Origin of the sequence: Sphingomonas sp. 3-13AW (genome assembly GCF_049311085.1) — a bacterium.
Classification (GTDB): Bacteria; Pseudomonadota; Alphaproteobacteria; order Sphingomonadales; family Sphingomonadaceae; genus Sphingomonas.
On sequence record NZ_JASNVZ010000016.1, the window covers coordinates 18,774 to 40,166 of the forward strand.

General features: G+C 68.6%; 20 protein-coding genes. 10 read left to right on the forward strand and 10 right to left on the reverse strand.

The features are described 5' to 3' along the window. Positions 1-2: 2 nt before the first annotated feature. From QP045_RS15285 to msrB, 3 genes are read left to right on the forward strand one after another with little or no spacing between them, the layout of a single operon-like run. Positions 3-944 (forward strand): ABC transporter ATP-binding protein, encoded by a 942-nt coding sequence (locus QP045_RS15285; RefSeq protein ID WP_422515857.1) that lies wholly within the window; start codon positions 3-5, stop codon positions 942-944. Then, positions 941-2,170: an ABC transporter permease gene (locus QP045_RS15290; RefSeq protein WP_422515858.1), complete on the forward strand. Its 1,230-nt coding sequence runs from the start codon at positions 941-943 to the stop codon at positions 2,168-2,170. Before QP045_RS15285 ends, QP045_RS15290 begins: the two co-directional genes overlap by 4 nt. Positions 2,171-2,218: 48 nt before the next feature. Then, the gene (msrB, locus tag QP045_RS15295; protein WP_422515859.1) at positions 2,219-2,716 is read left to right on the forward strand and encodes a peptide-methionine (R)-S-oxide reductase MsrB; all 498 of its coding nucleotides are present in this window, start codon (positions 2,219-2,221) and stop codon (positions 2,714-2,716) included. A gap of 93 nt (positions 2,717-2,809) precedes the next feature. Here msrB and QP045_RS15300 read toward each other — a convergent pair whose 3' ends face one another. Continuing rightward, positions 2,810-3,349: a CHAP domain-containing protein gene (locus QP045_RS15300; protein ID WP_422515860.1), complete on the reverse strand. Its 540-nt coding sequence runs from the start codon at positions 3,347-3,349 to the stop codon at positions 2,810-2,812. Between the two features lie 281 nt (positions 3,350-3,630). Between QP045_RS15300 and QP045_RS15305 the strand changes: the two genes are divergently transcribed. Together QP045_RS15305 and QP045_RS15310 are read left to right on the forward strand one after the other, a co-directional pair. Beyond that, positions 3,631-4,071, forward strand: coding sequence for a hypothetical protein (locus tag QP045_RS15305; protein WP_422515861.1), 441 nt, complete (start codon positions 3,631-3,633; stop codon positions 4,069-4,071). 156 nt (positions 4,072-4,227) lie between these two features. Further along, entirely contained in the window at positions 4,228-4,779 is a 552-nt protein-coding gene (locus QP045_RS15310) for a hypothetical protein (RefSeq protein ID WP_422515862.1), read from the forward strand. Between the two features lie 9 nt (positions 4,780-4,788). Here the strand turns inward: QP045_RS15310 and QP045_RS15315 are convergent, their stop codons facing one another. The 3 genes from QP045_RS15315 to QP045_RS15325 form a co-directional block, all read right to left on the reverse strand. Then, complete coding sequence (locus tag QP045_RS15315) at positions 4,789-5,850, reverse strand: winged helix-turn-helix domain-containing protein (protein ID WP_422515863.1); 1,062 nt, start codon at positions 5,848-5,850, stop codon at positions 4,789-4,791. A gap of 156 nt (positions 5,851-6,006) precedes the next feature. Continuing rightward, positions 6,007-6,735: an extensin family protein gene (locus tag QP045_RS15320; protein ID WP_422515864.1), complete on the reverse strand. Its 729-nt coding sequence runs from the start codon at positions 6,733-6,735 to the stop codon at positions 6,007-6,009. Further along, positions 6,732-7,469: an NUDIX hydrolase gene (locus tag QP045_RS15325; RefSeq protein ID WP_422515865.1), complete on the reverse strand. Its 738-nt coding sequence runs from the start codon at positions 7,467-7,469 to the stop codon at positions 6,732-6,734. The genes QP045_RS15320 and QP045_RS15325 overlap by 4 nt, the downstream gene beginning before the upstream one ends. A gap of 190 nt (positions 7,470-7,659) precedes the next feature. Between QP045_RS15325 and QP045_RS15330 the strand changes: the two genes are divergently transcribed. From QP045_RS15330 to QP045_RS15345, 4 genes are all read left to right on the forward strand, one after another. Next, a complete protein-coding gene (locus tag QP045_RS15330) occupies positions 7,660-8,652 on the forward strand; it encodes a polysaccharide pyruvyl transferase family protein (protein WP_422515866.1) in 993 nt (330 codons plus the stop codon). Positions 8,653-8,954: 302 nt separating this feature from the next. Next, complete coding sequence (locus tag QP045_RS15335; RefSeq protein ID WP_422515867.1) at positions 8,955-9,230, forward strand: hypothetical protein; 276 nt, start codon at positions 8,955-8,957, stop codon at positions 9,228-9,230. Between the two features lie 163 nt (positions 9,231-9,393). Continuing rightward, positions 9,394-9,708, forward strand: a complete 315-nt coding sequence (locus tag QP045_RS15340; RefSeq protein ID WP_422515915.1) for a transposase — start codon at positions 9,394-9,396, stop codon at positions 9,706-9,708. A gap of 72 nt (positions 9,709-9,780) precedes the next feature. Beyond that, a complete protein-coding gene (locus QP045_RS15345) occupies positions 9,781-10,053 on the forward strand; it encodes a transposase (RefSeq protein WP_422515868.1) in 273 nt (90 codons plus the stop codon). A 663-nt stretch (positions 10,054-10,716) separates the two neighbouring features. Here the strand turns inward: QP045_RS15345 and QP045_RS15350 are convergent. The 6 genes from QP045_RS15350 to QP045_RS15375 form a co-directional block, all read right to left on the reverse strand. Next, entirely contained in the window at positions 10,717-12,819 is a 2,103-nt protein-coding gene (locus QP045_RS15350; RefSeq protein WP_422515869.1) for a WecB/TagA/CpsF family glycosyltransferase, read from the reverse strand. A 1,000-nt stretch (positions 12,820-13,819) separates the two neighbouring features. After that, the gene (locus QP045_RS15355; protein WP_422515870.1) at positions 13,820-15,211 is read right to left on the reverse strand and encodes an HlyD family type I secretion periplasmic adaptor subunit; all 1,392 of its coding nucleotides are present in this window, start codon (positions 15,209-15,211) and stop codon (positions 13,820-13,822) included. Beyond that, positions 15,208-16,965, reverse strand: a complete 1,758-nt coding sequence (locus QP045_RS15360) for a type I secretion system permease/ATPase (protein WP_422515871.1) — start codon at positions 16,963-16,965, stop codon at positions 15,208-15,210. Before QP045_RS15360 ends, QP045_RS15355 begins: the two co-directional genes overlap by 4 nt. Continuing rightward, the gene (locus tag QP045_RS15365; RefSeq protein WP_422515872.1) at positions 16,965-18,305 is read right to left on the reverse strand and encodes a polysaccharide biosynthesis protein GumE; all 1,341 of its coding nucleotides are present in this window, start codon (positions 18,303-18,305) and stop codon (positions 16,965-16,967) included. The genes QP045_RS15360 and QP045_RS15365 overlap by 1 nt, the downstream gene beginning before the upstream one ends. After that, entirely contained in the window at positions 18,289-19,116 is an 828-nt protein-coding gene (locus tag QP045_RS15370) for a polysaccharide biosynthesis/export family protein (RefSeq protein ID WP_422515873.1), read from the reverse strand. The genes QP045_RS15365 and QP045_RS15370 overlap by 17 nt, the downstream gene beginning before the upstream one ends. Before the next feature lie 15 nt (positions 19,117-19,131). Continuing rightward, entirely contained in the window at positions 19,132-20,331 is a 1,200-nt protein-coding gene (locus QP045_RS15375) for an outer membrane beta-barrel protein (protein ID WP_422515874.1), read from the reverse strand. A gap of 189 nt (positions 20,332-20,520) precedes the next feature. Here QP045_RS15375 and QP045_RS15380 point away from each other — a divergent pair, with 189 nt between their 5' ends. Further along, the gene (locus tag QP045_RS15380; protein WP_422515875.1) at positions 20,521-21,375 is read left to right on the forward strand and encodes a glycosyltransferase family 2 protein; all 855 of its coding nucleotides are present in this window, start codon (positions 20,521-20,523) and stop codon (positions 21,373-21,375) included. Positions 21,376-21,393: the final 18 nt, after the last annotated feature.

The following is a 21,393-nucleotide window of genomic DNA, read 5'->3' on the forward strand; positions in this document are numbered from 1 at the left end:
GGATGGACTCGATCGCTGGTGGCACGAACCTGGCGCTGACGGCGACCGGACTGGTCAAGCGCTTCGGCGGACGCCGCGTCGTGGACGGCATCGACCTGCAGGTACCGGCCGGCGCCGTCTACGGCGTGCTGGGCCCGAATGGCGCGGGCAAGACGACGACGCTGCGCATGCTGTTGGGGATCATCGAACCCGACGCCGGTCAGCGCTGCCTGCTCGGCTGCAATGCTCCGCGCGATGCTTCCGATCGGGTCGGCTATCTGCCGGAGGAGCGCGGGCTCTATCCCGGCATGAAGGCGCGCGAGGCGATCGCCTTCATGGGCGCCCTGCGCGGCCTCGACTGGGCGACGGGGCGCAAGCGCGCCGCAGTGATGATGGAACGCGCCGGGCTCGGCGATTCCGTCGATGCCAAGATCCGCAAGCTGTCGAAGGGGATGGCGCAGTTCGTCCAGCTGCTGGGGTCCGTCGTGCACGAGCCCGAGTTCCTGGTGCTGGACGAGCCCTTCTCCGGCCTAGACCCCGTCAACCAGGAGCGCCTCGAGGGGCTGGTCATGGCAGAGCGCGACCGTGGCGCCACCATCCTGTTTTCGACTCACGTCATGGCCCATGCCGAGCGGCTGTGCGACCGCCTCGCGATCATCGCCGGCGGCAAGCGCCGGTTCGAGGGCACCGTGGCGGAGGCGCGCGGCATGTTGCCGATGCGGGTGCATTATGTCCCCCACCGCCCCGGCGATGACATCGCAGTGCTGCTCCCCCCGGATGCGCAGCGCGATCGGCAAGGCGACGGCTGGACCTTTTCGGTCCCCGAAGAGGGTGTGGAACAGACGTTGAGCCGCCTGATCGCGGGGGGCCACGGCATCGCCGGCCTCTCGATCGAACGTCCCGGACTGCACGACGCGTTCGTGCGCATCGTCGGCCAGGCCGCGGCCGAAGGAACCCCCGCATGAGCAACTTTCACCGCATCCTGCGCCAGACCATGACGATCGCGCGCCGCGACTTCGTCGCCACGGTGCTTACCCCCACCTTCCTCATCTTCCTGCTCGCGCCGATGCTGTTCGCCAGCTTCGGCGCGCTCGGCAGCCTGGGCGCACGCGCGGTCGGCGAAAGCGGCGAGGGTCGCGAGCGGATCTACGTCATCGCAGCCCCTGCGATCGGCGACCGCTTCATGGCCGCCGACCGCGCGACCCGCACGTTCCTGAACCCCGAAGCGCTCCCGCCCGTGCTCGAGGTGGTGACACCCGACGCGGACCCCGCCGCCCAGGCCGTCCGGCTGCTCGGCCAGGAAGACCGCGACGTTCCGGCAGTCCTCTACGGACCGCTCGACCAGCCGCACATCCTTCACGGCAACGCGGTGTCGCGCAGCGCGCAGTATCTCGCCACGCTCGCGGAACAGGCCGCGCGGGACGGCCGCGCCGGCATCACCGCACCGATCAGCCACCCCCGCTTCGAACAGGTCGCGCGCGCAACCGGCACCATCGGCGGCAAGAACACCGCGGCGGGCTTCGCCGTGATCGCCCTGTTCGCACTCACGCTGATCCTCGCTAGCCAAGCGGTCGGCACGATGGCGGAGGAACGCTCCAACAAGGTGATCGAGGTGCTCGCCGCCGCCGTCCCGCTGGAGGCGGTGTTCCTCGGCAAGCTCGTTGGCATGTTCGGCGTCGCCATTCTGTTCGTGGCCTTCTGGGGCACGCTGATCGCCAATGTCGGCGCGTTGCTGCCGAGCGAGGATGCCGCGACGCTGGCAGGGCTTGCCCCGGCGGTGGGGTTGCCGACCTTTGCGCTGCTGTTCGCCGTCTATTTCGCCGCGGCCTATCTGCTGCTGGGCGCGGTATTCCTGGGCATTGGTGCGCAGGCGTCGACGCCGCGCGAAATCCAGATGCTGTCCATGCCGCTTACCCTGTTCCAGATGGGCATGTTCGCCCTGTCGCTGACGGCCGCGGGGAAGCCGAACAGCTGGATCGCCATCTTTGCAGAGGTCTTCCCCTTCAGTTCCCCCTTCGCGATGGCGGCGCGCGCCGCCAACCGCCCCGAACTCTGGCCGCACTTCCTCGCGATCGGCTGGCAGATGCTGTGGGTGGCGCTGACGATCACGGTCGGCGCGCGCCTGTTCCGTCGTGGGGTCCTCCAGTCCTCGGGGCCGAAATTCCGCTGGAGCGCGCTGCTCGGGCGCTGAGCGGCGGCGTCTGGAAACCGCACCGGCGTCACCCCATCTGGCGCGGTGATGACACAGCCTCTCCTCGATCGCCGCCGCCTGCTCGCGCTGGTCGGCCTCGGCGGAACCGCCGTTGCGATCGGCGCCACCGGCACCTCCGGGGAGGCTGCGGCCGCCGCGCCGTTCAAGCTGACCGACGCGCAGTGGCGCGCGCGCCTCACCCCCGCGCAATATCGGGTGCTGCGGGAGGACGCGACCGAGCGCCCCTACAGCAGCCCGCTCAACAAGGAAAAGCGCGCCGGCGTCTTCGCCTGCGCCGGCTGTGGCCAGCCGCTCTTCACCTCCGCCACCAAGTTCGAGAGCGGCACCGGCTGGCCCAGCTTCTGGGCTCCGGTTCGCGGTGCGGTGATGACGCGGGAGGACCGGTCGCTGTTGATGGCTCGTACCGAGGTTCGCTGCGCGCGCTGCGCCGGGCATCTCGGCCATGTTTTCGACGATGGCCCCCCGCCCACCGGCAAACGCTACTGCATGAACGGCGTGGCCATGACCTTCCGCCCAAAGGCCTGATCACCGGCCCCGAATCGCAACCGGCCCGCTCCCCCGGGCAGGGAGCGGGCCGGTCGCGTTTCAAAGCGGTGCGGCTTGCGCGCCTGCTCCGTCTTAGTCGACGATCGTGGTGAAGCTGTTGTTGAAGCTGTTGCCGCCGCTGGCGACCTGCACGGTGCCGAGGCTCTCGGTCTGCGGTGCAGAGCCCGAATAGATGAAGCCGTTGGTCGAGTAGGACGAGGTGCCGAGGCCGCCGACCGGGCCGAACCACACGCGCACTTCGCTCCAGTCACCCGCCGGCGACACGTCGACCGCGCGCACATCGCGCTCGATGCCGCCGCGGCGCGACCAGTTGGCGTGGGTCAGCAGGACTTCGCGCTCGTTGAGGACCTTCGACACCATGGCGACGTGGCCCATCCGCATCCGGCGGCTGGCTTCGAACGAAAGCACGGCGCCTTCCTTCGGGGTATTGCCGCGCTCGTACTTGCCGGCAGCCTGGTTCCACCAGGTGTTGGCATTGCCGTGGATCGCGATGCCGGAAATCTCGCGGGCATAGGGCGCGCACTGCCAGAAACGTGCCTGCGCCGGTGCCGTCGTCAGCAGGCAAAGCGATGCCGCCAGCGCAAAACGCGCTGCAAAAGCCTTGAAATTCATGGACCCCCCGTAGGTCGTGAAACTCGTGGGAGTGTGTGAAGCAGGGTTTTTGCGCGGGCGAAAGATCATGCGCCTCGTCGTTGGAACCTTTTCCGACGAAGCGTGTTGAGGCGACGATGGTCCCCCCGCGGAAGGTCTGCGGCGGTGCTGTTTTCGCTGCCCGCGCTCCCGCTTCGAGCCGTTTTTGGCGGTCGTCCTTTCTCGCCAGCATCGCAACCCGTCGCTTGCCGAAGCGATTCTGCGGCGTTCCGATACGACGCAAATCAGTTTAGAAGAGAGCGATGCGATCCTGTCTCCTTGCCGTGCTGCTGTTGGCCGGCTGCAACAATGGCTCCCCGCCCGACCAGGACATCGAAACTGCGCCGGTCGCCGTAGAGACGTCCGCCGCGCTTTCTCCGGGGACCGTTCCGGTGCGGATCGGCGAACAGGGTGCAAGCTTTGCTGCATGCGGTATCGGCGGTGTGGTGGTCGCAGCATCCGCGCCCGTGCGCGCCGCGCCGTTTGAGGATGCGACGGTTACCGAGACGCTGGAACAGGGCCGGCCGCTATTCGTCTGCACGCGCTCGATCGACCAGCGCTGGCTCGGCATTGTCGCGCCCGCAGCAGAAACGCCGCAGGACGGATGCGGCGTAACGACACCCGTGCCCAGCCGACGCGGCTATGATGGCCCATGCCTTTCCGGCTGGGTTCCGGCGGCCGCGGTACGCGCCGGAGCCCGCTGAACCGCAGCCCCGTGGACTCCGTTCGTCGCAACCTTTGTTGCGCCGCAACAGAATTCATGGTCCCTTCGTTCACAAGTCGCCGGATCGGTTCAGCATGCTGTTAACCGTCTGCAGGCAGACTGGCCTGGCGATGGAGCACGTGCGGGAGCAAGAGCGATGGGCGCAGGGATGAGACCGGCGGAAGGGGCGATGACCCTTGCCGAGATGAAGGAGTTCGCAGGGTTCAGCGCTGCGACCCAGCGCTACATCCGCCGTTCGCTCGACATCGGCCTCGATCGTGAGGATGCGATGGAGCGCTGGTCGCGCGACGTGGTCGAGGCCGCGAGCATCCGCGCACAGGCGCGCCTCTACGACCGCCTTCCCGAAATCCGCGCGCTGGTACCCGACGACAGCGGGCTTGAGGCGATCGAGCCGTTCATGGCGCCGCTGCTGGTGGTCACCGCCTTCGATCTCGGCCAGGGCCGGCTCACATCCTTCTCGGCTTACCGCTTTCTCTACGAGCGGTTGATCGGCGCGGAATCCCGGCCATGGCTCCCGTCCGCCTTTTGCGCCTCTGCAGCATTGCCGCACCTCCACCCGGAACTCCGCCGCAAGCTGCTCCAGTCGATCAGCGAGGCAGCCGCGACCGCGTCGGGCTGGTCGCTCCGCCAGCCCGCCTTTTTCCCGGCGTGGGTGGAAAAGGTCGACCAGCGCGCGCTGCCGAACTGAGGCCGCAGATCAGGCCGGGCTGAGTAAGACCCTCCCGGCCCCCCGCGTGTCCAGCTTCGTGAGTCCCAGCCAGGCCGCCATCCGCTCCAGCTCTTCCAGCAGCCGTTCGCCGGTAGAAGCGGGCGCACCCGGCTCCAGGCTCGCCTGCTGCACGATCAGCATACCGCTGTTGCGATCCGCCTTCAGGTCCACCCGCCCCACCAGCGCGCCGTCGAGCAGGAACGGCAGCACATAATAGCCGTGCTCGCGCTTGTGCGCGGGCGTGTAGATCTCCAGCCGATAGCGAAACCCGAACAGGCGCTCGGCGCGGTCGCGGTTCCAGACCAGCGGATCGAACGGCGACAGCAGCGCCGCCCCGTGGGTCCTGCGCCCGGCACGGGCATCCCGATGCAGATAGGCGGGCTGTCGCCAGCCACGCACCCTGACCGGCGCGATCGTCCCCTCCTCGACCAGCTCCGCGATCGCCGCCGGCACATCGCCCGTCGGCAGCCGGTAATAGTCACGCAGGTCCCCGGCGGTCGCGATGCCGAGAGCCTTTGCCGATCGTGCCAGCAGTTCGCGGCGCGCGTCGTGCGCGCCGGGCGTCGGCAGCTCGAGGACGGCGCGCGGCAGCACCCGCTCTGGAAGGTCATAGACCCGTTCGAAATTGCCGCGGCGGTGGGTCGCGGCCACCAGCCCCGCCCAGAACAACCATTCGAGCGCGTGCTTGGCCTCGCTCCACACCCACATGCCCTTGGCCGCCTTTGCGCCGGAAAGGGCGGAGGCGGCGATCGGCCCTTCCTCGGCAATCCGCGCGAGCAGCGCCTCGGCTTCCCCCCGCCGCTCCGTCGCAAAGGGTTGGAGCTGTCGCCAGATCCCCTGCCCCGCACGCGCGCGCGCCATGCGCCACCGCAGCAGCGGGTGGCAGTCCAGCGGCAGCAGCGACGCCTCATGCCCCCAATATTCGAAGAAGCGCTTGGGGCGCTCCATCATGATCCCGTCGAGCAGCGCGCGGTCATACGCGCCCAGGCGGGAGAACAGGGGCAGATAGTGCGCGCGCACCAGCACGCTGACGCTGTCGATCTGGAGCACGCCCAGCTTCGCGATCGCACGCCGCAGTTGCGCCGCATTGACCGCGCCTCCCGCTCGCGCGCATTGAACCCCTGCGCGGTGAGCGCGACCCGGCGCGCCTCAGAAAGACCGAGCTCCGTCGTCAGGGGAGGCACCCCGGCCGTCGCCCCATCGGGCTCACCGGCACGCCCGCCATCCCATCGCGCCCCGCCGGGCCTGGTCCAGATGCAGGTGGTCGCGGTGCGCAGTATTATAGTCCGGCGACAACACGGTCGAAAACAGGCCGCAGGCGCCGTCGCGCACGTCCCGCAGGAAGGCTGCCCGGTCCCCCGTCCCCTTCCAGTCGCCGACCACCGTCACCCGGCGCCCGTCCGCCAGCACGAACCCGGCGACGTCCAGCGCATTCGCCGCCGCATGTTCGCTCCAGTCGCCCGTCGACCTGCCATAGAGGCGGCGGCAGTTATAGCTGCCGAAATGCTCGATCCGCGCGACCGGGCTGTCGAAATGCCGGCGCGCGGCCGGCTGCACCACCTGCCACTCCCACACCGCGAGCGCAGCTGCGACCGGGCACGACGTCCCCACCTCGCGCGGCGAGAAGCCGATCGTGCGCGCACCCCCGGCCGTCAGCCGCACGCCATCCGCATAACCGCACTGGCCCGACACCACCGGCGCAAGCGGAAGGTAACGTACGCCTGCCTGGTCGAGCAGTTGCCGGCACTTGGGGAAATCATCGGTGAGCCCGGCCAGCTTCCGCCCGGTGAACATCCCCACCGGCTCAGACAGGTCGAGCGGCCGCCATGGCAGGTCCTGCGGACGGTTGCGCACCAGGGCATAGAGGGCAAAGCCGATCGCCAGTATCACCAGCATCCACACGATCGCGCGCGTCGCACGCCGCACCTGCTTCATCGGCGCCGCACTTCGTCGAGCGGCTGGGCGGTGACCGGATAGCCGAGGTCGTCGGGGATGCAGAGCTGATCGACGCCGCCGCGCCGCTCGATCCAGGGAGTGATGGCGCGGATCGGATAGGCCGCCGCATGCTCCGCCGCCGCCGCAAAGCTCGGCAGCATCGCGAGCCGCTCCAGCACGCGCCGGGTCGGATAGATGATGCGCGCCCGTCCCGCGTCGGCATCGGCCAGCACCTGATCCGCGCTGGCCCAGAACGCGCGGGCCGTTTCGGTGCCGTCCACCACCGGCGCAGGCGTATCGGCAGGGGCCGACGCCAGGAAGAAATGCGTGTCGAACAGGCGCGCCACCAATCGCTCCGGCCGCCAGCGCGCAAACGGCACAAGCCGCTCGACCGCAAGACGATGATGCCCGAGCACCGCCCCCAGCGCGTCCCCCGCATGCAGCCGCGCGCGCATGTGCGCGAGGGCCGCAGCATCCGGCGCCGGCTCCAGCCCGATTGCGAGGCCGACTTCCTCGATTGTCTCGCGGATCGCAGCGGCCTTGGCGGCCAGCAGGGGGTCGTCGCCTGCCACCACCCCGTCGCCCGGATCGATCCGCCCGCCCGGAAACACCAGCGCACCCGGTGCGAACGCCATCTGCGCGGCACGCTCGACCATCAGCAGTTCGGGCGCACCGGGGCGGTCGCGCATCAGGACCAGGGTCGCGGCAGGGATCAACTCAGGCGATTTGGGCATCTTGAGCAGTGTTTTCCTAGGCTCGCCGGCGGCGGGTCCGCCTATCCATCGCGACGCCCGTGGAAACAAGCGCCTCCGAGATGGAAGCAAATCCGGCACTCGCGGAGGGCGAGCCTTGCCGACCCGCACCATAACGGCGGGGTCGTCTTGCCTGTTCCGGCCGGCCTGCAACGCTGCGGCCATGGATGCAATGTTTGAACGCGTGGAAGATCTGGCAGAGCTGGTCCGGCGCACCGTCACCCCGCTCGCCGACCTGTCGAACGGCTATGCGCTGCTCGATTTTCCGGATTATTCCAATGTCGGGGACAGCCTGATCTGGCTTGGGGAGCTGGCGTTCTTCGATCGCGTGGCGCCGCGTCCGCCCGGCTATGTCAGCACGATCCACGGCTTCGACCTCGACGCCCTGAAGCGCGCGGTTCCGGCCGGCCCGATCTTCCTCAGCGGCGGCGGCAACTTTGGCGATCTGTGGCCACGCTTCCAGCAATTCCGCCGGATGTTGCTCGCCGCCCTTCCCGGCCGCCGCATCGTCCAGCTGCCCCAGACGATCCACTTCGCCGATCCCGTCGAAGCACGCGCGACCCGCGATGCGATCGCGCAGCACGGCAATTTCACGATGCTCGTGCGCGACCGCGCCAGCCTCGCCTTCGCCCAGACCCAGCTCGGTTGCGAAGTCGCGCTATGCCCCGACATGGCCTTTTGCCTCGGCGCCCTCTCGCGCCCTGCGCTGCCGGTCCACGACATCGTGTACCTTCTGCGCACCGACCAGGAGCAAAACGGCGAACGCGGCCTGCCCGCTCTCGGCCCGGACGATCTGGTGACCGACTGGATTCACGGCGCGCACACGCCCAGCCGCTGGGATCGCGCTGTCGCCAGGCTGGGCCGCACCGCCCTGCTGCTCGCGGGCGGAGAGCCAGACTATGGCCGCTTTCGCACCCGCGCCCGCGCCGAACTGGAACGCGGCCGCGCGCTGCTCGGCGCCGGTGAGGCGGTGGTCACCGACCGGCTGCACGGCCACATCCTGAGCGTGCTGATGGGCATCCCGCACGCGGTGCTCGACAACAGCTACGGCAAGGTCCGCGGGTTCGCGGAGCTATGGTGCGCCGACCTCCCAGGCGTCGCAATCTGTGAAGCGCTCGAACAAGCCACCGCCCACGCGCTCGCGGCAAGCCGCCAGATCGCGTAAGCCCTCCAGCGCCCCTGGCCTTACCGGTTGCTCAGGCGTCACCCCGACCGGGAATGGAGCCGCCTTGCAACGGTTCGCGTTGCGCCCCCCGATTACGCCCAACAGGCTGGCGTGCTGGACAAGGGGCCGATCGCACGAAAGCCACCCTCCGGTTGCAGGTCGTCTCCAGCCCATTCTTCCGATCGGTCGCCGCCGACCGGATACAAGAAGTCCTCGCACCACCCATGCGGCGTGGACAATATCAGTAGGTTGACAGATTGGCGCATTATGCCCTGGTTAACTTCGCATATCCTGCCTTAGCCTTGCTGCTGATCCCGACGGGCGCATCTGGAGCAAATCACGCGCATATCTCAACTCGCGAGATGGTGGCTGCAATCAAGCGAGCGGATCAAGCGCAGTTGAATGGTGTCGACGCTGCTACGGTTTCAGTTTCGTCGGTTCGAGTGATCCGGTGTGTAGAGCCTGACGAGGAGCCGACAGAGTTCGAATGTGCTTGGCAGACGCGGGGCAAAACTGGCTGGATCAACCACAAGAGTCGGCTAGCGGTGGACAGCAAGGGTTGGCACTTCATTGATTGACGCCGTGCGGAAGGGTTGATTCAAGACTGTCTTTCGTAGGCAGACCTTAGCCGGGGCGATCTCACCGAGGCGGACTGGCGCATCCTGAAGGACTTGCTGCCGATCGAGTGCAAGAACCGGGGCAAGGCAAGCCTCCTGAACGGAACCGTTCGATCTCAACGGCATACTCTGGCGGCTTAGGTGCGGTGCGCCGTGGCGCGACGTGCCGCCCAAATACGGGAGCCGGAACACCCTCTATCGTCGGTTCCGGCGATGGAGCGAGGCCGGAGTCTGGGAGATCGTCGCGGTGACGCTGGCCGAGATCATGGCGAACGCCGGCCACTACAGCACCGACAGTACCACCGTCCGCGCCCACGTCTCGGCAGAGGGCGGAAAAGGGGCTCATCGACGCGCTCTTGGCGGCTCGCGGGGGCGGGTTCACCAGCAAGCTTCACTGCCTGGCCGATGCCCTTGGGCGACCGCTCGCCTTCCACCCTGACGGGCAGCGAAGCGGCAATCTGCAAGGCGTATGATGCCCTGATCGTCCCTGCCGGAGCGCACACCGAACGCCTTGCTCGCTGACAAAGGCTACGATGCCGACGATCCGTGCCGACTCGCGAAACGGAACATAATCCCCGTCATCCCGGGCCGCTCAAACCGCCGGGTGAAGATCGGGCATGACCGCATGCTTTACAGACAGCGCAACCGCGTCGAACGCATGTTTGGCCATCTCAAAATCAACCGCGCCATCGCCACCCGCTACGACCAGTTGGCCAGCAGCTTCCTCGCTATGGTCCACCTCGCCACCGCCAGATACTGGCCCAAGTTTTTCCACCCCCCCTAGGCAAGCGAGCGCCGACCGTACAACCGCCCCGGGGCAGCGCGCTCTCTTTGTGAGCCCAGAGTTGAGCTGGGCGCTGATCGCTGTGTCGGGCTATATCGGGGAAGACGGCGTGCCCTGGGTGGCCGTCCCCCTGATGGTCTCCGTTGCGCACGTTATCCAGCAGCATGACGATGACGCCTGCCACACCCTCGGGATCGGCCGCAGCCTCCCGAATGCACCTTGGCGCGGCTCTCGAGTCAGGAGCAAGCCGTCATCGTGGCACAAGACTCGCCATGTGCGGCCGGTGACGACGGGATCATCGACCGGATGATCCCGGGCGGCTGGCACATGAACCTCTTCCGCCGGATGACCTCGGTGAGCCGAGGGTGTCGATTTGGGGGCGAACCCATCCCCATCCATCTCTCGCCCGACGGTCCGAAGTGGGGTCTTTGAGCCCATGTGCTCCGTGGAGCCCGCGCATGCGACGCCCCATGAAGTCAATCCACAACGCGACGGTGACATCCCCGAAGCCTGCCGCACCGGCAGGGTTGCTACCGCGCCGTGGCGAGGCTCAGCGGGCTCAGCGGGCTCAGCGGGCTCAGCGGGCTCAGCGGGCTCAGCGGGCTCAGCGGGCTCAGCGGGCTCAGCGGCGCCGTCGCTCCACCGACCCCGGCGCGCAAGAACTTAGATACGCGCACCCTGATACCATTGGATCAACAGGCGCATGAGGAAGCGGAGGTTGCCGAGCAGATAGCGTCGCCACAGCCGCCGCGGCTCCTGCACCAGCCGGTACAGCCACTCGCAGCGCAAATCCCGCATCCAGCGGGGCGCACGCCGCACCTCCCCGGCCAGAAAGTCGAGATAGGCGCCCACGGCGATCGTGATGGCGCCGATTTCGCGATACTGCTCGGCACACCAGATCTCCTGGCGGGGATGGCCCATGCCGACCAGGACGAGGTCGGCCCCGCTCGCCCTGATCCGCGCCACCAGGTCCGGAACCTCTGCCTCCGAAAAGAACCCATGCGCCGTCCCGACGACCCGATGCTTCGGCGCCCGGACTTGCAGCTGCCGCGCCGCATGCTCGGCGACCCCGGGCGCACTCCCGACCAGGAACACGCGCAGGCTGCGCTCGGTGCGCTCGAACAGGTCGTCGATCAGGTCCGTTCCGGCTAGGTTTTCCTGGAATGGCCGCCCGAACAGCAGCGTGCTGGCGATATCCACGCCGGCGCCATCGTTCACCACCACCGCCTGCTCGATCGCAGCTGCAAAACGCGGATCCCGATCGGCCGTGTTGGCGGTGTGCGCGTTGCAGAAGGCAATGAACAAGGGGGCGGGAACAGGATTGGCAAGCGTGCGGTCGACCAGCCGCAGGAACTCGCGCCGACACGACACGGTAACCGAGACGCGGCCGATCCGCCTTCGGCTCCGCCCCATCGCCCGCAGATAGATCTGGTTGATCGCTTCCGCCGCCCCGTCCCAGCCAAAGGATGCCAGCCGCTGCCACCGCTCCCCGCGCGGCATGGGTGCAGCAAGCCGCGCCTCAACGACCGCAAGCGTCTGCGCCACGGCCTCGGAATTGGCCGAGAAGCTGGTGATCGTGCCATGGTCCACCCGCGACACCGTGCGCCGAAAGGCGGGTATGTCGCTCAACAGCGGATAGAGGCCCGCCGCCATCGCCTCGACCGCCGCAAGCCCGAAGCCCTCATAATCAGACGCGCAGACATAGAGGCTGCTGCGCTCGATCAGGGCTTTTAGCTCGCTGTCGGAGGGCCAGCCGTGGACCTCGACGGCATCGGCAATGCCGTGGGCCTCCGCCAACTGGCTGAGGGCGGCCGGTTCCACCCCCATCGCGCGTCCGGCGACGATCAGCCGCCAGCGCGGGTCCTGCCGATGCGCAACTGCGAACCACGCGATCAGGCGCTCCAGCCCCTTGTTTGGCGCGAGCCGCCCGAAATAGATCATGGTGCGGGCGCCGGGGTCCGCGCAGTCCGCGAACTTCGCGAGATCCACGCCGTTCTCGACCGTTTCCAGCCCCTCGGTGCGGATGGCGCGGAACTGCGCTTCATCGGCCACGCTCGACGGGATCACCGCCGCATAGTGCCGCAGGCTCCAGCGCGTCACCAAGGTGAAGAAAAGTCGCTTCGCCCGCCCCGCAAATTGCGTGTGGAAAAAGCCCCCGTGCGTCGACAATACCATCCGCCGCCGGTGCAGAGGCTGCGTCACGGCGAGGAAGTCGCAGAAAAAGTCGACCGCGTGGACATGCACCAGATCGGCATCGCGGATGGCGCTCAGGACGCCCGGGGCAATCGGGTAGCGTTTCGATCCCCACCATCCCAGCCGCACCACCGCCAGTCGCTCGATCCATTCGCGCGCTGGCAGCCGATCCTGCGGGTACTGGTCATAGATGCGGTCGAGCGTCACGATCCGTACCACCATGCCGGCGGCGCGCTGGCGCAACGCCAGTTCGCGGACATAGCCTTCGAGGCCGCCGACGCCCGGGGCGAACTGGCGCACGACATGGACGATCCGCAAGCCATGCAGCGATGCGCTAAGCCCGGCCGGGCGCGAGCCATTGGCGGGAGCGAGCGAGCCCGCGTTTCGTGCCGCGCCTGCTCCCGGCTCTACGTGCGCGCGATACTGCGACAGGCTCGCCGGCGCTCCCTCCACAGCCGAGGTGCCGCGCTGGAGCGCCGCTTCCGCAACCGGCGCCCCCGCCGCGGCCAGGCGGACTGCACCTTGCGAAGGCGAGATGCCCGCACGATCGGCAAGCGGCGCCTTAGCGGCCATGCCGTGGACCTCCCCTTGTGGCATCGACCCGGTAGCGCTGGGAGGCGATGTCGATGTGCGGCGAAGCGGGGGTCACGCTCCGCCGCACATCTATCCGCGTGCCGGACGGGCGCGTGCGGACTTCCGCAGCACGGGGCCGCGCCCGGGCCGGCGCGGCCAACGCCCGCGCCGCCACCATCCGCCACGACGGAATCCCATCAGTCTCGTTGCAGGGGCTCAAATCACCAGCGGCTCGGGTGCCCGCCAGTCTGGAAGCATCGATCGACCAGCCCCCCGCCCACCGACCGGTGAGGCTGCCAAACGGCAGTGAATAGATCGGGATGAAATCGCCCATGAAGCACCTGCCCTGCCCTCTCTCGAGATCAAGGTCAGCTTAGGTGCACATAGTATTGGAGCCACCGGACTTGGGTTCAATCCGGAGACTTAATAGTTCATTCCGGACGAACTCTGGATATACTTTCCGTAGTCCACCTGAACGGCAGCTCTAGGGATATTCGACACCAAAAATACTCACGGTGTTCGTCAAACGCCGTACCGACGGTCACACATGTTGATGATGGCCCCGGCGGGCTCCGGTCTTACCGGGCGCCCCGAGGTGATCCTGCTCGCATCCGCGATGCCGCAGGCGCGAGCGAGCCAGCCAGGCAGCCCTACAACAGGAGAAAAGCGCCAACCACTCAAGCCACTCGGCCGACCGGCGCTCTATTGCAGCGCACAAGAATAGCGATCGCGCCGTTACTTGCTATTGGCAGCAATGCGTTAAAGGATCGCGATCAGTACCACGGACCATATCAGTGCGCCGATCACGCCTGAAATAAGGAAGCTCATCGCCAGCGAAGCCGGCATTGTATCCTCATGCTGGTCGACAGGGAATTTCATCGGCTCATCCTCTCGGCGGCGGGCGTCCCGCTCTCATCATTCACGAGTTGTTCATCTCGCAGACGATTGGTCAAGCGAAAGGTTCAATTTTGCGATAGACGGGGCGAAGAAGCGCGACCCCCTAATGCTCGCGAAAGCTTTGCCAGAGGCTCTGGTTCAGCGGCTCCAGCAAATACTGCAGCAAGGTCCGGCGACGCAGCGGCACCAGGATCTCCACGGGTAAACCGGGTTTGATCTCCCGCCCCGTGGCATGCCGCCGCATGGTCGCCAGCCCGGCCTCCGGTACCAGCACCTCCCCGGTATAGAAGCGTACACCCGTGCGCTCGTCTTCGAAACTATCCGCGGACAGGCGGCGGATCGTACCCAGAATCGCCGGCAATCCGCGCGCATGGAGCGCCGGGATGCGCACCTCTGCCTGCTGGCCAACGAACAGGTCGTCGGCATCGTCCGGGGAAATGCGCGCCTGGATCACAAGCGCGGCACGATCCGGCACGATCTCCATCAAGCGTTCGCCCGCGCCGATCACACCGCCCACAGTATGCACCGCCAGCCCGACGACCTGCCCCGCAGCCGGCGCCCGGATCTGGGTGTTCGCCAGAGCCGCGCGTGCCGCGCTCAGCTTGGGCAGGAGGTCGTTCAGCGTGTACTCCGTTGTACGCAACAGGTCGGTCAGCTGCTGCCGGTCGTCGGAGGTGAGCGCGCGACCCTGCAGCTGCTTTTCGCCGATCTGCTCGCGCGCCTCGGCATCGCTCGCGCGCAACCGGCCCGCTTCCCCCTCCAGTGCCGCCGCATTCCGCTCCAGCGCGCGGATCCGGTTCTCACTCGCAAAGCCCTTCGCCGCCAGCGCCTTCATGCCGCGCAACTCGTCGTCGAGCAGCCGCTGCTGCTGATCGATGGCGCGAAGCTGCTCGCGGATTCCGATGCTGCGCGACACCAGCTGCGCCGCCTGTTGCGCGACCACCACGCGCTGGTCGGTCAGTGCGGTCTCCCCGGCCGCCAGTTCGCGCCGTTGCAACGCCGTCGCGCGCTCGGCCTCGACCCGGTCGTCTCCCTGCAAGGCAGCAAACCCCGCCGGCGGCACGAACGGCAGCCCCGTCAACTGCGCCGTCAGCCGGGCGCGCTGGGCCTGCAGCGCAATCGCCTGCGCGTTAAGCGAGCGTTCCAGCGCGCGGGTCTCGCTGCCGGCAAGCTCGATCAGGACCTGCCCCTGTGCCACCCGCTGCCCCTCGCGCACGTGCAGCCCCGCGACGATGCCGCCCTGCTGGTGCTGCACCGCCTGGCGATTGCCCGCGACCGCAACCGTGCCGCCGGCATAGGCGGCAGCATCGAGCCGCACGAACGCTGCCCAGCCCAGGAACAGTCCGAAGAACAGCAGCACCAGCATCCAGCCGATCCGCCCCTCACGCCCGACACCGTCCGGCATGGCGGCACCGCCCGTCACGACGACGGAGGTGCGCTCCGCCTGGCGATGTCTCCCCAGCGCGCCCGCCATCCGGGTGAGGCCCCCGCTCACGCTTCAGCCCCCGCCGTCGCCGCCTCATTGGCGATCGCAGGCTTGCCGGCAAGCTGCGCCACCACCGCCGCGCGGGTATCGAACATCTGCAACCGCCCGTCGCGCAGCACCGCCAGCTTGTCGCTCGCCGCAAGGATGCCGGTGCGATGGGCGACCACGACGATCGTGACGCCGGCACGCTTCTGCTCGGCCAGCGCCGCGCTCAGCTGCGCCTCGCCCTCCGCATCCAGGCTGGCGTTGGGCTCATCCAGCACCAGGATGCGCGGCCGCCCGAACAAGGCCCGCGCCAGCGCGATCCGCTGCGCCTGCCCCACCGAAAGTCCCGCGCCATTCCACCCCAGCCGCGTGTCATAGGCCTGCGGCAGTCGCAGGATAAAGCCGTGCGCCCCACATTGCTGCGCGGCGCGTACCACCTCCGCATCCAGCGCCGCCGCATCCTCCTCGGATCGGAAACGCGCGATGTTCTGCTTGATGGTGCCGTGAAAGAGTGTGGGCTCTTGCGGCACATAACCGATCGCCTGCGCCAGTTGCCCTTCCGGCCAATCCCCCAGCGTAGCCCCGTCGATCCGCACCGATCCGCCGGCTGCGACTTGCGCGCCGACCAAGGCCCGGACCAGCGTCGACTTGCCGGCACCGCTTGGGCCGATCACGCCCACCATCTCCCCCGCCGCAATGCGAAGGTCGATGCCGTGGAGCACCAGCCGGTGGCCCTGCGGATCGGCGACGGACAACTGCTCGACCTCGATGTCCCCCCGTACCTCCGGCAGGCGGGTCTGCCCGCGCGGCGGCCCGCCCGCGTCGAACAGGGTGAGGAGGCTGTGATAGGCCGTGCGCGCCTGGATCATGTTGCGCCACGCCCCGGTAATCCCCTCGATCGGCGCCAGCGCCCGCGCGATCAGCAGCGACGCCGCAAAGATCGCGCCTCCGGAAATCTGCTGCTCGATCGCCAGCAGCGCGCCGAGCCCCAGCGCCAGCGATTGCATCGCGATCCGCACGGTGCGCGCTAGCGTGAGATAGCCAGCCCCGAGGAAAGCGGCGCGCATCTGCAGCGTCTGCGCCACCTGCCGATCGCGCAGGTGCAGCCGCAGCAGCCCCCCCTGCATCCCCAGCGCACGCACCACGCCGGCCGCGGCAAGGCTCGCCTCAACCATCTGATAGCCGTGCTGCTGCGCCGCCGACGCATCCTGCACCAGCAGCTTTGTGCCCCGCTCGTTGAGGACGGTGAGGAGCAACAGCACCGCAGAACAGGCGACGGCCAGCAGCCCCAGCGCCGGATGCAGCAGGAAGCAGACCAGCATGTAGATTGGCGACCAGGGCGCATCGAACAGCGCGATCATGCCCAGGCCGGTGATGGTCTGGCGCAGCGTGTCGAACTCGCGCAGCAGCACCCCGCCCTGCCCCTCCGCCGCATTGGGGGCAGCAAGCAACGCCACGATCAGCGGCCCGCCCAGCAGCCGATCGAGCCGCGCACTCGCGCGGATCAACAGCCGCGTGCGTACCAGGTCGAGCAGGCCCAGCGTCGCCACCGCCGCCAGGAAGATCAGCGTCAGCATCGCCAGCGTCACCACCCCGCGGGTCGGCACCACCCGGTCATAGACCTGCAGCATGTACAGCGACGGCGCGAGATAGAGCAGGTTGAGCAGCGCGCTGAAGATCGCGGCATGCACCAGATGCGCGCGACACGCGGACAGCGCATCCGCCATAGCGGGGTTGCGGCGGTGGCGCGGCACCGCGCCTTTCCGGGAACCCGGCATCAACCGAACGCCAGCCGCTGGGAAGCCATGCGGGGCCGGATCGGCAACCCCAGCAGCCCCGCCGGCACCACAGACCGCCGTGCAACCGCGATCAGGCAGCCGTACAGCGCAAAGATCGGCGCGACCGTCTTGATGGAGACGAACGAGTAGCTGATCGGCATGCACAGCGCGACATAGATCGCGGTCGCGTTGACGAACGCGCGCAGTTCCGCGGTGCGCTCGCGCGCCATCAACACCAGCATCAACCAAAAGGCGAGGAACCCGAACAGCGATTGCGACTGGATGAGATAGGCCCAGCCCGCGTCCGCATTGGCATAGATGCCGCTGCTCGAGCGGCCGCCGAACACATCCGGCACCTCAAGCCGCCCGAGATAGTCTACGCCCTTGCGCAATCGCCCCGCGAAGGTGTCGCCCCCGCGCGGCAGCAGCTCTGCCGCGCGCAACGCGAACAGGGTGACGACCAGCACCGGCAGGTAGACCAGCGGCCACAGCCGCGGTGCCCAGCGCCCGAACGGAATGCCGATCAGGATGCCGAACGCGCACACCAGCGCAAACCGCCCGTCGCATGCCACCACCAGGAACAGGTCGCTCAGGATCAGCGCCGCGCGCATCCCCCAGCCCATCTGGCTCCACAGCGCCACCAGCACGATCAGCACGACGATCGTCCAGTTGCCCAGCGACACCGGCTCCAGAAAGACGGAGGTCGCGCGATTGAGCCCGGAACTGGCCAGCAGGTTGCGCCCGTTCGGCCGTTCGACGTTCAGATACAGCCCCTCGCCCTCGCCGGACCAGAAGGTCTCCGCCTCGATGCCGCGCGTGTTCACATAATAAGCGGTGACGTTGAACGCGCCGGCGAAGCTCTGCGGCTGCGCCAGTTCCCACGCCGCAATCCCGCTGATGACCAGCTGCGCCGTCAGCAGCCAGCGGATCAGGTCGCGCCGGCCAAGGCACGTACCCAGCAGGGCAAAGGCGGGGATCAGCACCGCGTCCCCCAGGAACTTCAGCTCGATCGATTGCCGCACCACCGACAGCAGCAGCCACAACAGCCCCGCCCCGACCAACAGCACCGTCCAGCGCCGCCAGCCGCCCCGCCGGCGCCGCAGCCCGATTGCCAATGCCAGGCCCATCACCAGCCCCTGCACCCCCATCACCACCCCCGCGTTGATGGCGACCAGGTTCGCGTTGACCCACGCCAGCGCGATGTTGAACAGCATCGCCAGCCACAGCGTCGCCAACGCCGCCCTCCGCAGGCGCGGCGCGGGCAGGTCTGCCGCAGCGTCGCCCTGCGGCGCGCCCTGCGGTGCGCCCGGTGCGGCCACGGCGTTAGAACAGCCGCTCACGGACAAACATCACGTCGCCGTCCTGGATCGGCGCATCGAGGTCCGCGATCTGACTCTGCTGGCCTTGGCGGGTCAGTCGAATGCGGTTCTGCGTGCCGGCATCATTGGGGCCGCCGCCCTGCGACAGCGCCTGGCGAAAGGTCATGCCGGCGCGGATCGGGAAGCTGCCGGGCGCGCGGACCTGCCCATAAATGTAGAAATGCTCGGCCGCGGGCACGAACAACAGATCGCCGGGCTGCAAGGCGGGGTCGCCGGCCCCGCCGCCCGCCACCGCCGCGATCGCGAACCGCTGCGGCGGCAAGTCGCCACGGCGCAGCACCACGGTCTCGCTTCCGTCCCGCTGACCGCCCGCGGTGGCGAGTACCCGCGACAGCGGCTGCACGCCCTGCAACGGGTAAATGCCCGGACGCACCACTGCCCCCAGCAGCGTCACGCTCCGGCTGACATAGCTCGTCACCTCCACGTTGACGCGCGGCTCGCGCAGGTACCCGCCCTGCAGCAACGTCGTGCGGATCTTCTCCGCCAGCGCGACCGGCGTCTCTCCCGCCGCGGCAACGCTGCCCATCAGGGGCAGCGTGACCGTGCCGTCCTGCTTGATCCGCAGCCGCAGCGGCATGTCGGGCTGGCCATAGATGGTGACCTCGATCTGGTCCTCGGGCCCCAGCGCATAGTCGGCCGGGGTGCCCGCCAATCCGGCGGAAGCGGCAACCGCCGCTGGCGCGGCTTCCTGCACCTGCGCGCCCGCCGCGCCGCCTAGCGCCGCGAGCAGCAGCCCTCCTCCCGCACGTGCCATCCAAAGCAATCCGCCCATGCCTTCCCCTTTCGTTCAGAGCGCCAGCCCCAGGACCAACAGGCCCCGGCTGCTGCGATAGGTGCCGTAGGTCGCGTCGGTGGTGCGCCGGGCGTGTGTCGCCTCCAGGCCGATCCGGACCCGCTCGACGGGCGACCAGCCGAGCGCCGCGCGCGCCTCCACGGTGCGGTCGAAGCTGCGCGCCCCCGGGCTCGTGAGGTCGACCGCGCGAAACCGCCGCCGTTGCAGCAGCCCCCCGACTTCCACATCCACCGCGCGCCCGATGCGATAGCGCGCCAGAAGCTCGCCGCGATCGGCGAGGAAATAGCCGGCAGCGATGTCCCCGCTCCCGTTCACCTCGCGCCGGGCCGACGCGCTCAGACGCAGCCGCCCCCCCGGCGCCCAGGAGAGCGACGCTCCGCCGGCAGGCCCGGAAAAGTCGCGCGCGCCGGGATTGCGGCTATCGGCCTCGACAAAGGCGAGCGAGCCGCTGGCGATCAGATTGGCGCCGCGAGCCGTGATCCGCGCCGTCACACTGCGCACGCGCGTACTATCGGCCTGCCCATCGGCCAGCCGCCGATTGGGAAAGTCCAGCGTCTCGGTCGCGGCGGCCAGCCCGAAGCTCAGCGGGCCACCACGGTTATAGGCAATTCCGGCCGCAAACCGCTCCGCTTCCAGGTCGCTGCGCAGGCGGCTCGCCGCGCTGTTGTCGATCGTGCGGCCGCGAAACCCGAATTCGGGACGCAGGCCCGTGCCCAGCGCGCATCCACCCTCCAGGATGATGGTACGACTGTCGCGCGTGTTGCGCACCGGTCCGCCCAGGTCCGCCAGATCGCTTTGCCCGCGCCCGTACCCGACCGATGCCTCGCCCTGACAGGGTCTCCCGATCCGCCAGTCGACGCCAGCGGTCGCCTCGATCCGCTCGCGCTTCAGGAAGCGGTTGTTGCGGTAGAAGTCGTAACCCGCCGCGCCGCGCAGGAACACGCGCTGGCGGCTGACCCGCTGCGCGACGTCGACCACGGCGGACACGGTGGTGCGCACATCGTCCTTGCTCCTGTCCGGGGGAACGGGCCGCCCCTTGTCCAGCCGCAGGATATTGTCGTCGTAGAGCACCCGTGCCTCCATGCCGAGGCGCGCGCGGTTCGCGACATCCTCTGCCAGATCGTCGAACGAGACCGGCGCAGCCAGGGTGGTGATCGTTCCTGCGGCGAGCACCGCCAGTCCCATCACCCCCATGCCTGCTGCCCCCTCAGTCCGACCCGGTGCTCCGCCTACTCCTCCCGGATTGCGCCCGCGCGCGCTGAAGGGACCGGAACGGAGGGGAACCCCGGCAGCGGCTCAGGTCCGCACCAAAACGGGCCAATCACGTTCCCGATATGTCTCCCATCCCGATAGAGCAGCGCCGTCATCGAACGGAGGGACGGCGTGGACATCTCGCTCATCATCTGCACGCGCAACCGGGCAGCCCAGCTGGACGGCTGCCTTCGCGCGGTGGCGGGGCTGCACTATGCGGGCAGCTGGGAAGTGGTGATGGTGGACAACGGCTCCACCGACGCCACTCGGGAGAAGATCGCCGCCTTTGCCGATCGCGCCGCCTTCCCGGTCCACTATGTCCACCAGCCGGTCGCCGGGCTCAGCAACGCGCGCAATGCGGGGCTGGCGGTGGCCAGCGGCGGGTTGATCGCCTTCACCGACGACGATTGCTACGTCGATGCCGATCTGCTCACCCGCACGGTCGCCGCCTTCGCGCGGCAACCCGAACTCGGCTATGTCAGCGGGCGGATCCTGCTGCACGATCCCGACGACTTCCCCGCAACGGTCAACGAATCCACCGATCCGCTCCACTTCCCCCCGGGGCGGTACCTGCCACCGGGGGCGATCCGCGGCGCGAACCTGGCCTTCCGCCGCGCGGCGCTGGACGCGATCGGCGGGTTCGATCCGCTGTTCGGCAGCGGCGCGCGCTTCCCGGCCGAGGACATCGACGCCGCCTGCCGGTGCAGCCTGCGCGGCTGGGCCGGGGCCTATGATCCCGGCATCACCGTGTCCCATCATCACGGTCGCAAGGCCGCCGATGTCGAGGGGCTGTTCCGCGCCTATGACTATGGTCGCGGCGCCTATCATACCAAGCTGCTGCTCCATGATCGCGCGCCACGGGCGGCGCTGCGCGGATGGGCGGGACTGCCGCGTCGCATGCGTGCCCGCCCCTCGACCTTGTGGTGGGAGCTCGCCGGTGCGGCGCGGTTCGCGCACAGCTATCTCGCTGGCGGGGGCAGCCGGTGAAGGCGGGTGGCGGATGGG